Origin of the sequence: Zobellia uliginosa (assembly GCF_018860745.1) — a bacterium.
Lineage (GTDB): Bacteria > Bacteroidota > Bacteroidia > Flavobacteriales > Flavobacteriaceae > Zobellia > Zobellia uliginosa_B.
Map to the genome: position 1 here is coordinate 748,542 of NZ_JAHKPY010000012.1, position 12,842 is coordinate 761,383.

At 34.8% G+C, this 12,842-nt stretch carries 15 protein-coding genes; all 15 read left to right on the forward strand.

Features of this window, described 5'->3' with window-relative positions; genetic code table 11:
• Positions 1-5: 5 nt before the first annotated feature.
• The 15 genes from KO521_RS14665 (at position 6) to KO521_RS14735 (ending at position 12,822) form a co-directional block, all read left to right on the forward strand.
• Positions 6-467: a hypothetical protein gene (locus KO521_RS14665; RefSeq protein WP_194552035.1), complete on the forward strand. Its 462-nt coding sequence runs from the start codon at positions 6-8 to the stop codon at positions 465-467.
• A 239-nt stretch (positions 468-706) separates the two neighbouring features.
• On the forward strand, positions 707-1,414 hold the full coding sequence (locus tag KO521_RS14670; RefSeq protein ID WP_215940630.1) for a hypothetical protein: 708 nt from the start codon (positions 707-709) through the stop codon (positions 1,412-1,414).
• 182 nt (positions 1,415-1,596) lie between these two features.
• Positions 1,597-2,136, forward strand: coding sequence for a hypothetical protein (locus KO521_RS14675; RefSeq protein ID WP_215940631.1), 540 nt, complete (start codon positions 1,597-1,599; stop codon positions 2,134-2,136).
• Between the two features lie 250 nt (positions 2,137-2,386).
• Entirely contained in the window at positions 2,387-2,950 is a 564-nt protein-coding gene (locus KO521_RS14680; RefSeq protein ID WP_215940632.1) for a Crp/Fnr family transcriptional regulator, read from the forward strand.
• Positions 2,951-3,018: 68 nt separating this feature from the next.
• Complete coding sequence (locus KO521_RS14685; RefSeq protein WP_215940633.1) at positions 3,019-3,345, forward strand: DMT family transporter; 327 nt, start codon at positions 3,019-3,021, stop codon at positions 3,343-3,345.
• Between the two features lie 217 nt (positions 3,346-3,562).
• Positions 3,563-5,023 (forward strand): sulfatase, encoded by a 1,461-nt coding sequence (locus KO521_RS14690; protein ID WP_215940634.1) that lies wholly within the window; start codon positions 3,563-3,565, stop codon positions 5,021-5,023.
• Positions 5,024-5,231: 208 nt separating this feature from the next.
• The gene (locus KO521_RS14695; protein WP_215940635.1) at positions 5,232-5,486 is read left to right on the forward strand and encodes a DUF2007-related protein; all 255 of its coding nucleotides are present in this window, start codon (positions 5,232-5,234) and stop codon (positions 5,484-5,486) included.
• Between the two features lie 120 nt (positions 5,487-5,606).
• Positions 5,607-5,984: a hypothetical protein gene (locus KO521_RS14700; RefSeq protein ID WP_215940636.1), complete on the forward strand. Its 378-nt coding sequence runs from the start codon at positions 5,607-5,609 to the stop codon at positions 5,982-5,984.
• Between the two features lie 384 nt (positions 5,985-6,368).
• On the forward strand, positions 6,369-6,791 hold the full coding sequence (locus tag KO521_RS14705) for a DsrE family protein (RefSeq protein ID WP_215940637.1): 423 nt from the start codon (positions 6,369-6,371) through the stop codon (positions 6,789-6,791).
• A 6-nt stretch (positions 6,792-6,797) separates the two neighbouring features.
• Positions 6,798-7,817, forward strand: coding sequence for a TQO small subunit DoxD (locus KO521_RS14710; protein ID WP_215940638.1), 1,020 nt, complete (start codon positions 6,798-6,800; stop codon positions 7,815-7,817).
• A gap of 161 nt (positions 7,818-7,978) precedes the next feature.
• On the forward strand, positions 7,979-9,130 hold the full coding sequence (locus tag KO521_RS14715; protein ID WP_215940639.1) for an epoxide hydrolase family protein: 1,152 nt from the start codon (positions 7,979-7,981) through the stop codon (positions 9,128-9,130).
• A gap of 246 nt (positions 9,131-9,376) precedes the next feature.
• Positions 9,377-9,949: a Crp/Fnr family transcriptional regulator gene (locus tag KO521_RS14720; RefSeq protein WP_215940640.1), complete on the forward strand. Its 573-nt coding sequence runs from the start codon at positions 9,377-9,379 to the stop codon at positions 9,947-9,949.
• 91 nt (positions 9,950-10,040) lie between these two features.
• A complete protein-coding gene (locus KO521_RS14725) occupies positions 10,041-10,529 on the forward strand; it encodes a GlcG/HbpS family heme-binding protein (RefSeq protein WP_215940641.1) in 489 nt (162 codons plus the stop codon).
• A 29-nt stretch (positions 10,530-10,558) separates the two neighbouring features.
• Entirely contained in the window at positions 10,559-12,088 is a 1,530-nt protein-coding gene (locus KO521_RS14730) for a Dabb family protein (protein WP_215940642.1), read from the forward strand.
• A 14-nt stretch (positions 12,089-12,102) separates the two neighbouring features.
• Positions 12,103-12,822 carry a 3-ketoacyl-ACP reductase gene (locus KO521_RS14735; RefSeq protein WP_215940643.1) on the forward strand — a complete coding sequence of 240 codons (720 nt, stop codon included), beginning with the start codon at positions 12,103-12,105 and terminating at the stop codon, positions 12,820-12,822.
• Positions 12,823-12,842 lie beyond the last annotated feature (20 nt).

Consider the following 12,842-nt stretch of genomic DNA (forward strand, 5'->3'; position numbering starts at 1 on the left):
AAAATATGATGATAAAAAAAATAATTACTATGCTTCTTTTTTCATTTATTTTAAGTTGCGGACAAAAATCAGAACCAAAAGAAATATTATTTGTTTGTACACATGGAGCTGCAAGAAGCCCAATAGCAGCTGCGTATTTCAATAAAATGGTAAAGGAACAAAATTTAAACTATCATGCTGTTTTTAAAGGAACTGAGCCGGATAGTATATTGACTATCGAAACGATAAAAGGGCTTACAAAAGACGAGTTCAAAATACAGAATTGGAAACCAGAATTGGTATCTGAAAATAATATTAGAGAAGCCGATAGAATAATAACTTTTGATTTGGAACTCCCTTCAAAAGGAATTTCCAATAATATAGAACAATGGAATGGCACACCTTCAATTAGTAAGGATTATAATGCGGCCAGAGATGTCATAAAAGAAAAAGTAGAACAATTGGTAGCTTCACTTCCAAAAAATTAAGGAGTAAGGAGTAAAAAATAACGAAAGCACAACACAACCTATAAACAATACGGGCTTAGGGTTTAAACGCCAAGGTCTATGTATCTTTATAATGTCGCTAAATCTTATGGATTTAGCTTTGGACAAGAAAAAATAAAACTAAACAATAAGCTTTAGCTTCGTGCGCAGACGGAAACGAAAAGTTTCCTTGCCTCCGCACTACGCTTAGCCTAGACGTTAGCATTAATTATGCTCAAAAAATGAACAACGAAACAATCAGACAAAATTTAGTCAATAAAAGAGACAGCTACTTATCTACTCTTGAGTCAAATTCAAATCTAGACAAACTTCTAAAAACTATTCTCTTAAATTTAAAAGCATTCAATTTTAAAGATTACAAACGGAAATTGGAGATTGAAATTCTTAAAAATCTAAATGACTGGTGGTCCAATTCTGAAAAAGGAATAAAAAAAGAAGAAGAATTATATGCAATCCTTTTCGAGTATGATTACTTTTTTCAAAAGAATGTAGAAGCTGCGGCTTATGGTATTGGCGAATGGAGAGACTTCCAAGTTAAGTTTGAAAAGTTCGATATGGGATTCGATTATGACTTCACAACAGATTTTTATGCGTGCCCAGGTATCGGACTAAATTTTTTCGATAGTCTTGAAAGTTTAAATCATGATGACCTACCTAAAGAATATACAAACGACCATATAGACTTTGATGGACTTAAAGATGGAGATATCATAGAAATGGATGAATTCAATGATATCGAATCCATCGATGGATATGATGAAATAATCGAACTACATAAGTGCAAAGGAATGATTGCAATTCATGATGTTCTAGTAAAAATGGATAAGAATAATGGATTTGAATCACTTAACTATAAAGATAATTTCATGTTTATAATTGATGAACATGATTCTGGAGAAGTCTATCCTTTGCTTGTGAAAAAAAAATAACTAATGCTAACAAAACCTTTAAACGATACGAGTTTCGGGCTTAGCTGGATGGTTTGCGTATTTTTATGAAGTCCGAAAAATCTTTTGGATTTTGCTATGTAAGTAGCGAAAAGCAAACGTTGGTTTGCCGCAGTAATTTTAATAATTTAGGTGTTGTAAGTAATCATTGTATCTAATAAACAATGAATGAGACAGTAGAGAAATTTAGTTTATTTTTTAAAAAAGATTTTAAAAAAAAGTTTATTTGCTTTTTTACCATACCCTTCTTAGCTAGTGTTATATTTTTAGTAGATTTTTTTCTTTTACCAGAAACAAATACAAGTGATATTATAACTCATATAAGCATTATAAAAATCCCTTCAAATGTAGGGGGTACATCGGTTAGGGTTAGTAAAGTTTCAGGTTACAGATATATTACAGAAACAAACCTCAAATTTTCTACTTTAAATACAAGAATAAAATCTTCAGAAATTAAATTAAGGGTAACTCCACTTTTTAAAACGGTCAAAGCAGTTAGTAGTACCTCTAAACAGAAAATAGTTCTTGCATCTGGCTTTAGCGGCTTAAATCAAGTGTTATTTGTTTTGTGTAATGGATTTATCCTTGTTTCAATTATTTATATCCTACTAACAAAACATATAACTGAAAATGCTAGACTCAACTTACTTTTTTCAAATACTTTCATCCTAGCCGTTTGGATATATGCTCTGATTTTATATTAACCTGCCTAATCTACCTTACCTAACCATTTTTTTGAGCGTTTTGATGTTTCTTTAGATTATGTAATAGGCACAAAGCCTAAACGCAATGCCCACTTTAGGGCTATATTGAAAGGTCTGCGTATATTTATAATGTCGCCAAATCTTATTGATTAAGCTTTGGACTAGAAAAAATAGAACTAAAAATACCCATTACCTCTTCTATACGCTTAGCTAAACTTTTATTTACTATGCTAAAACAACAATGCGCTAAATGGAAATAGACCAGATTCTTAATAACATATACCCTTTACCTGAGTCTTCAAAATCAGTAATAAAAAAGTACATTTCGGAAATAAGCTATCCTAAAGGGCACATTCTACTGAGAGCTGAAAAAATTGAAACAAGCATTTATTTTATCAAAAAAGGAATTGTTCGTGCCTATGCTAATTCTGCCGATAATGAAATAACATTTTTCTTCGGAAAAGAAGGAGATACCGTTATCTCCATGAAAAGTTATGTTGCAAATGAGAAAGGATACGAAGATATTGAGCTATTAGAAAACTGTGATTTATACGAACTGAAAACCCAAAACTTACAGCAACTTTTTGAGAAAGACATAGCTATAGCAAATTGGGGACGAAAGTTTGCCGAGCAAGAACTTATTAAAACAGAAGAACGACTTATTTTCCGGGAATTCCGGACAGCTAAAGAACGCTATATAGAGCTTTTAACCAATAACGCGGACTTAATTAAACGTGTTCAATTAGGCCACATCGCCTCTTATTTGGGCATAACTCAAGTAAGTTTAAGCAGAATAAGAGCAGAAGTAAAATAGGTTCGTATTTTTTATCATTTGTAAAATTTTCCTTTGACCTCATTTCTCAACTTTGCAAAAAAAAAGTTATGAATTGGATTATTTTGGTTATTGCAGGTTTATTTGAAGTAGCATTTGCATTTTGTTTGGGCAAAGCAAAAGAAACCACCGGAAATGAGATGTATTTATGGTATTTGGGGTTTCTTATCACCTGTAGCATTAGTATGATTCTTTTAATTAAGGCAACGCAAGCATTACCTATAGGAACCGCTTATGCTGTGTGGACAGGAGTTGGTGCCGTAGGAACCGTTTTAGTGGGCATAGTCGTGTTTAAAGAACCCGCAACATTTTTAAGATTGCTTTTTATCTCTACATTAATCTGCTCAATTGTTGGGTTAAAAGTAGTATCTCACTAAAATAGAGAAAGTCACCAACACATAGCTTGTAAAAATAGTCCAAGTCCTTTGCTACCAAAAAAATTGCGCGTTTTCTAAAAGTCGCCAAAATTTAGTATCTTTTTTAAGCGCTAGTTTTCATACGCAATTCTTCTCAGTTTTTTAATTAGGTTATATTTGCTATATTAAGTGTATAAAACACTCTTATACTTGCTGTCATAAAACTAACTTTTAGAAGATGTCATTTTTTAAATTAAATATTAGATTACTTACCCTCCTTATTTTTGTTCCTCTCTTTTTATCCAGTCAGGAAAAGAATGACACAAAACCCAACGTACTATTTATTGCAGTAGACGACCTCACCACTAGTTTAGCTTCTTATGGTGATCCTTTAGCCAAGACACCAAACTTTGACCGGCTAGCCAAGATGGGAGTTCAATTTAATAAAGCATATTGCCAGATTCCACTTTGCAACCCTTCCAGAGCTTCGGTCATGACCGGTTTAAGACCAGATGCAATAAAGGTTTATGATCTTGATGCGCACTTTAGAGATGAAGTTCCCAATGTTACTACCCTCCCCCAACTTTTTAAAGACCAAGGGTATTGGGTTGGAAGAGTAGGAAAGTTATATCATTACAATGTTCCAGCAGCTATTGGCACAAATGGTCATGATGACCCTGCTTCTTGGCACGAAGTTTTTAATCCTAAAGGACGGGATAAAGACGAGGAACATCTTATTACAAATGCAGAGCCTCACCGTAAGATAAGTGCCGCCTTGAGTTGGCTGAAAGCCGAAGGTGAAGATAGCGAGCAGACAGATGGTATGGTTACTACGGAAGCCATTAAACAAATTGAAAAACATAAAGAGAATCCGTTTTTTCTTGGTGTCGGTTTTTTCAGGCCCCACACTCCTTATATCGCACCTAAAAAGTATTTTGACCTCTATCCTATAGATTCCATAAGTATCCCATACGCACCTGAAAATGACAGAGCTGACATCCCCTATGCTGCTCTTGCCCATAATTGTAAAGTAGCCCACTACGGCTTACCAGAATCTGTCTGTTTGGAGGCTAAACAGGCCTATTATGCCACAGTTTCTTTTATAGATGCCCAAGTAGGACTATTATTGGATGCATTGGAAGACAACCAGTTAATGGACAATACTATTATTGTCCTATGGAGTGATCACGGTTATCATTTAGGAGAACACCAAGGTATCTGGCAAAAGCGCTGCCTATTTGAAGAATCATCTAAAGCGCCCTTACTTATCTATGCGCCTGGTGCAGCAGGTAATGGCATCAAGTCTGATCAAGTTGTAGAATTTATTGATATCTACCCAACAGTAGCCAAGTTGTGCAATATAAACCCTCCAAATGAACAGCCCGGAAAGAATCTAATGCCCTTATTAAATGACCCCCTCCTGAATTGGGAAGGCCACGCCTATACGCAAGTTCTTAGACCAGGCAATGGAAACCCTGTTATGGGTAGAAGTGTACGTACCAACAAATGGCGCTACACAGATTGGAACGAAGGCAAAGAAGGCGAGGAATTGTATGATCAAATAAAAGACCCAAAAGAGTTTAACAATTTAGAAAGTGACCCCAATTACCAGCAAATAAAGGCTGAACTCAAAACACTTTTAGAAGAAAATGTAAGCGGACAAGTACCAACCACTCCTTTTAATCCTGATAGGCTTTAACAGTAATAGGCAACCTCTCATAAAAACTAGAACTGCTCAGCACAAGAAAAACTACGCTTGATTACTAAAAGAAATTGCTTAACCCTTTAAAGGTTTAGGAAGATACTTTATACGTATAATTCTTACTTTTTTTCCTACAAATATTGGCGATATGTATGATTTGATTAAATTAGTAGCAAATGAAAAATAGTTGGAAACTAATTTAATTATGGATTCAAACAATAACATAAAGCCAGTACCAGTCTTTTCAGGTACACACTGGGAAGCCGGAATGATTAAAAATCTTTTGGAAAACGAGCAAATTGAGTCCTATGTGAAAGACGGAATTATGGCAAGTCTAAATACATTTTCTTCGTTACCTGGCGGTGCTATTCAAGTAAAAGTTATGGTTTCAAACAATGATCTAGATAAATCCTTGAAGGTTATTAATGAATATAAAAAGAATATAAAGGAAGAAAAATAACTAAATTCTCCTGTAGGTCTTTAAACTAAATACACATAATGCTTAGCAACAGTAACCTTTGCTCACGCCATTAATTAAGCATAAAATAACTTAGAAAAAATTGTTTCTATATTTGTACTAATGAAGAAAGCTTGCAAAATAAATAAAGTATATACCATCTTGTCTGTTTTTGGACTTGTGTTGTTGCTTTTTCTTTCCCCTTGCAAGACCCGGAACTTTATTCAGGCGGAGTTAGGTGTTATTCAAACCAAGGTTTTAAATAAGAGTCAATCTACTGTTTCCCAATTAGATTGCCCGTCTTTTGAGGTTTCAGAAATTATACAAACTGTCTCAAAACCATCTTTTCACCAACCTAACATTTTAACACCAGAAGTTTATCATTTTAGGTTTGCTTTTAATTGGCTTAGGCACTACCCTATTCCTACTTCTTCAAAAGAACAATTGGTTTCTGATGTACCTCTATACATTTTGTACCAAAATCTTAAAGTGTATTCGTAATTGGCCTTCCAAAGAAAAAAACTTAAAGCCGTTTCTATTTCTACGCTACAGCAATTACGTATATCAAAAATAAAATTTTAAAGAAAAACATTTGATGTCGGCTACATGTTCGTGGCTGTAGTACGTATTGTACGTAGTTCCATTTTTATAGGCGCAAATATTCACTGTATTATATTAAAAAACAGTGATCGGGCTAAAAAATGTACTTAGGACTTTGCAACCCATATTCTTTGCACACCCTTGTTCTAGAAGCGCATTTTATTTCCTATAAGCTTGACAGTTCTCTTTGGACAAATTACAACTTTGAGGCAACTTTAAGAAGTTTGCCCTATTTGATAGACTTCTGTTTTTCAAAATTATTTCAATCTTAAAAATTCATAAGCAATGAAAAAATATATCATTTTCACAATCACAGTATTGGTATTACTATGTGGAACATTCCAGTTACAAGCTCAAGATATTAATCTAAAAAAGAACAATTATTTAGTGCTTTCCAAAAACATTCAACAACTTAAACCTGTATTACTGACCGTCAACGAACTGGCAAAAGAAGACGGCAAAAAATATGGAGATTTTTATATGATCATATGCGGCAAAACTATTAATGATATTGCAGATAATCCCAATTTTACCGAGCTTTTAGAAAAGGCAAAGGCCCAGAATGTAAAAGTTTTTGTCTGTGGAATTTCCCTTTCAAAATTTAATGTAAATACAGATACACTGCCAAGTAATCTAGAAGTAACACCCAATGGCATCTTATACGGTTTTCAGCTTACCAAGCAAGGTTTCATAACACTTACAATTTAACGAATTATGAAAACTGTACATATAAAGAACGATGCAGGGCTTTTAGCTCTAGCACTACGATTGGTAGTTGGCTGGACTTATTTTTCAGCATTTTGGAGAAGAACTGTTTTAGCGGACAAACTTGATCCTGAGATGACCGGATACATAGGAGAAAAGTTCAACGCTTTTTTACCCAATGCTTTGGGCATTAAACCTATCATTCAATATTTAGTTGAAAACCCAGATATGCTTTGGATAAATATGGTAATATTTACCATTATTGAAGGAATCGTGGGTCTATTCATAATGTTCGGTCTATTTACGCGATTAATGAGCATAGGTGTATTTGGCCTGGCCATGGGTATTCTTCTTGGTTCTGGGTGGATAGGGACAACTTGTTTGGATGAATGGCAAATTGGCGTATTAGGAATAGCTACAGGTTTTGTCTTATTCTTAACTGGAAGCGACAAATATTCAATTGATAATTACTTAATAAAACACAATTTTGCCATTACCAAAAAGAAATGGTTCAGTTGGTTTGGCTCAGGTGTTTTACCAATTAAGGAAAGTATTTTTCCTAGAGCTGTTTTATTGGGTTCCCTGCTGATTTTTGGCATGACGTTAATGACCAATCAAGTTTTTCACGGAGGACTTTGGGGAACACTCCACAACAAATCCGTAAAGCCAAAACTTGAAATTACCGAAGGAGAAATTAAAAATAACTCACTTACTTTTGACGTCTTCAGAACCGAAGGTGTAGATGTATATGGTGCTTGGATTATAGGTATGGAGCTCGTTGACGAAAAAAACAATACTATTGTAACCTACGGGCAAAACGATTTGGCTTCTTTATCTAAGAACAACATTACTAATTATTACGTTTCTAAGATAAAGCCTGGGAAGCATAGTTTAATCGTACCTCTAGGAGCTAAGGCAAATATTAAACTAGAAAGCAATGCTTTAACAAGCTTGCCAATGGGAGTGTATTCCCTAATAATTACCGACATTAGTGGTGCCAATTGGAAACATAAAATTATCAAACAATAAAAGATTACCAAGTCTAAAATCAAAAGCGGTTCAGGTGTAAACTAGAACCGTTTTTGTATTTTACAATACCATAGATTGATAATTTAAAATTCTTTGCATTTTGTTCTCAACCATTTCAATATCTGTACACCCTGCGAGATCAGGGTTTAATCATAAGGTTTATGCATAATACGGGAAAGACAACTATGATAAAGAAGTTTAACTTACATATAGCTCAATCAGAACTAGATGATTTAAAAGAACGGATTAGAAAAGTTAGGTGGCCAGATGAAATTGAAAATTCTAATTGGCAATTTGGGACAAGCTTAAGTTACCTTAAAGAACTCTCTAATTATTGGGAGCAGAATTTTGACTGGAGAAAGGTTGAGAATACCATAAACTCCATTCCAAATTTTATTACTGAAGTGGATCATCATAAAATTCATTTTTTGCATATTAAAAGTGAAAATAAAAATGCTATTCCTCTTTTAATTACACATGGTTGGCCAGGTTCTTTCTTGGAAATGCTTAAAATCATTCCCCTATTAACAAGTTCAAAAGAAGTTTCCTTTGATTTGGTCATCCCTTCTATTATTGGATTCGGTTTTTCAGAAAAAAGCATAAAAGGTGGTGTTGATTATAGTTTTGTAGCGGACTTATGGCACAAACTTATGATTAGCCTTGATTATCAAAAATATGGGCTTCAAGGCGGAGATTTGGGTGCTGGCATTAGCATAAGATTAGCTCAACAACACCCCAAGAGTATCATCGGGTTACATTTAAATTATATATCGGATTCCTATCAACCCTATTTGACCGAAGATATCGATAATGAAACCCAACAGTACAAAACGTATTTAAAAAGCTGGAACGAAAAGGAAGCTGCGTATGCCCTAATTCAAAGCACAAAACCTTTGTCCTTGGCTTATGGCCTGAACGATTCTCCTATTGGACTTTGCGCGTGGATAATTGAAAAATTCAATGCTTGGAGCGATAACAATGGGAATATTGAAAATAGTTTTACAAAAGATGAATTGCTTGCCAACGTAAGCCTCTATTGGTTTACGCAAACCATTCATTCTTCCATTCGGATATATCATGAAACAAGCTTAAAGCCATTGGTGTTTAAGGAAAACGATTTTGTGCATCTTCCCGTGGGTTTTGCAAATTTCCCAAAGGAAATACCCGTGCCCCCAAGAAAATATATTGAAAAAGGATTTAATATTGTTCGTTGGACAGAGATGCCTAAAGGTGGCCATTTTGCTGCTTTTGAAGAGCCCGAACTTTTATCGGCTGATGTAACAGCATTCTTTAAAAAAATAATTGGGAGTTAAAATATAGTGTGATTATTATAACGAACATTAGTCCAAAGCCCTCTGTTCTATCTGCATAATAATGCTGTTCAAAAGAGTTAATAATTAAGCTATTGAAGAAATTACACCATTACATGGTTCCCAGTAAGGATAGTTCAAGAAGCAGTATAGGAATGCTAAAAAATAGTTTCGTTTTATTAATTTAGTCTCAAAATATAAAGCCTACAAAACCTCACTTTATTACCTATCCAAAATAGAATATTCCTAATGATAAATCACTTGTTAATAGCGAACATAGACGAAAAAGGCCTTCTTTCCAAATCGGAACAAGAGGAGTTCTGTTCCTACTTTCAACCTAAATCTATTTCAAAAAAGGAGTTTCTTTTGGAGCAAGGCAAAGTCTGTAAATTTGAGGGGTTTGTTCTAGAAGGTTGTTTTAGAATCTTTACAATAGATACAAAAGGAAATGAAAATACGATATACATTGCTGCTAGAAACTGGTGGCTGATGGATATAGATAGTTTCATGAACCATGAACCATCGGCCTTAAATATAAAAGCTTTAGAAGATAGTAAAGTGCTTATTATTTCTGAAAAAGATAAGGCTGCACTTTATAAATCCATCCCAAAAACAGAAAAACTGTTTAGGATAATGTTTCAAAAATCTATTGTTGCCTGGCAACGTAGGCTCGTTAGAAACCACAGCCTAACCGCTAAAGAGCGATACTCCCATTTTACAAAAAGCTACCCTGATATTGCCTCTAAACTAACGGATAGGCAAACTTCTAGCTATCTAGGTATTACGCATGAATTCTTAAGTAAAATTAAAAAACAGTCTTGATTTCATTAAAATTTGAATCAAGTTGAACTTGTTCAACTCTTTTCTCGGTCTAGTTTATAATTTTTGCAACATAACATTATAAATAAGAACGATGTCCTTACGCAAGCAAATAAAAACTTTGGTATCTGCAATTACTCTAATGGCAGTATCTTTCACAGCACAAGCACAAATAACCAATGATCTTACGCATGACGAAGCGTTGAAAGCCCTTATGGCCGCGAAGAAAAATGCGGAAGCTTCAGAGGTGTTGGTAAATATTGCCGTGGTAGATGCCGGTGCCAATCTAAAGGCTTTTATTCGCATGGATGAATCCTACTTGGGAAGTATTGACGTAGCTATTAAGAAAGCCAAAACGGCAAGATATTTTAATATGGATACTGGGGAATTGGGAGAATTAACACAACCCGGAGGTATAATTTATAATATTGAACATTCTAATGATGGTTTAATAACTTTTCCCGGGGGAATTCCCATTAAAAACAAAGAGGGTAAAATTATAGGAGCCATTGGTGTTAGTGGTGGTACTATAGAACAAGACCGCGCCATTGCCATTGCAGGAGCAACATCAATTATAGAGTAACACATTAGATTTCAAAAAAAACAAAGATTATGAATAGCTTAAAAGGTTACTTTTTACTAAGTATAATATTACTATCGCAAATAGGTGTTGCGCAAGTTTCAGATGATTTAATGCTGTACAGAAAAGATTTTAAAAGCATATCCGGAAAAAATACGGTTTCTGTTACGAGCTATAATAAAGGAGGTTCTAACTATGTATTTGCTGGTGGCGCAGGTAAAATAGACGTGTATAGTTTAGACAAGGAGGGACAGTTAAATCCTATTAGCAACCACGAACTTCATAAAAAGAAAGGGCCTGCTAGAGGTATGGTCGCAGATCATATTAATGGTACGGATTTCTTATTTGTAGCCAATAAACACGGTAATGTTATTGAAACCTTTAAAATTTTGGATTCAGGTTCTCTTGAACGTACCTCCTTGGTTGAAGATACGGAAGAAACCCACCTTGGCACCGCCATTACTTTGCAGGTGGTTCATATGAAACAATCTTCTTACCTCTTTGTTGGTGGCTTAGAAAATACACCGGGCTTAAGTTGTTTTAAAATAGAGGATGATGGCAAACTAACCCATGTTCAGTCTATGAAAGATGACGAGAACATACATACAGATGGTATTATAGGGATGTTCATTCACAAAATTAAAGGAAAGACCTTTTTATACACAGGCGGTTTCCAAGACAATGGCGTTAGTAGCTTTAGAGTGTATGAGAATGGGACTTTTAAAAACATAAATAATATAAGCGATAATACTACGGACCGCTATTTAACCGGGGCCTACCCTGTAACTGGTGTAACGTTGGGCAATACTAAGTATGTTGTTGTTGGTCATCGCCATCATAAATATTACGACGCTACTACCAACTTTATAAAAAGGAAAGATTTTACTTATCATGGTGATGGTGTTAGTGTGTTTAAAGTGAATAAAAAGGGCGCTTTAGTTCCCCATTTTGTTTTAAAAGATGATGAAAACACTAAACTATCCGGACAAACACGTATTGAAGTAGTTTCCACAAATGCTACCGAAGCCGTTCTTGCGGTTGGTACTAGAGATGATGCCAGTATACAATTGGTGAAATTGAACGAAGAAGGAATCTTGAGTCCCATAAACTATTTAGAAACGGGCTTTTCTATCTATTACGGTTTACGTTCTCATAAAATTGACGGTCAAGATTTTCTTATTGCGGGTTCTAATCAGTTCGATTTTAATAAGGTCGTAACTTATAAAGTTTCGCCCAAAATCAATAGAGAAGGCCAAGTACTTAGGCATATAGTAAACTTAAAATATAAAGAAGATGCCACGAAAGAGCAGGTAAGCGAAGCGGAAAAGGCCTTTATAAACCTAAAAAACGATATTCCGGAAATTCAAAATTTAGAATGGGGAATCAATGATAGTGAGGAAGGTGCCAGTAAGGGGTTTACACATACTTTTACGTTAACTTTTAATAACGAACACGGTAGGGAAATATACTTGTTCCATAAGGCACATTTAGACTTAGTAAGCAAAATAGGACCAATTATAGCAGATGTTTTGGTAATGGATTATTGGACAACTATTAAATAACTCAAACTAATTTCATGAACAATCTTAAGAACAAAAAAGCCATCATAACCGGAGGTGGCAGAGGATTGGGAAAAGCGACCGCCATTGCTTTTGCCAAAGAGGGAATTGATATTGCCATTACGGGTAGAAATGAAGATACCTTAAAAGAAACCGTTTTAGAAATTGAAGCATTGGGTGTTAGAGCTACTTATGCGGTATTCGATGTTGGTAATTATGAGAACGTTAAAACAAGTATTAAAAATGTCATAGACACTTTAGGCGGCGTAGATATTTTGGTTAATAATGCGGGCATAGGAGGCTTTGGTTCATTTAATGACATGCCGGTTGAACAATGGTCTCAAATTATACAAACCAATCTTATGGGCATGTATCATGTGACCAAGGAAGTTTTACCGTCTTTAATTGCTAAGAATGAAGGCGATATTATTAATGTGTCTTCTACAGCAGGATTAAATGGAAATGCAACTACATCGGCATATTCAGCATCAAAATTTGCAGTTATCGGCATGTCCGAATCATTGATGAAGGAAGTACGTAAAAATAATATTAGGGTTGTTACATTGACCCCAAGCACCATAGAATCAGATATGTCAATTGAAGCAGGTATTGCAGAAAAGGGTTCTGCAGATAGCGTATTACAACCCGAAGATTTTGCGGAATTAATTGTTGCAGGTCTAAAATTACCAAGAAGGGCAATGCTCAAGAGTGCTGCCTTATGGTCTACAAATCCATAACATAACAATTGTTAGGTAGT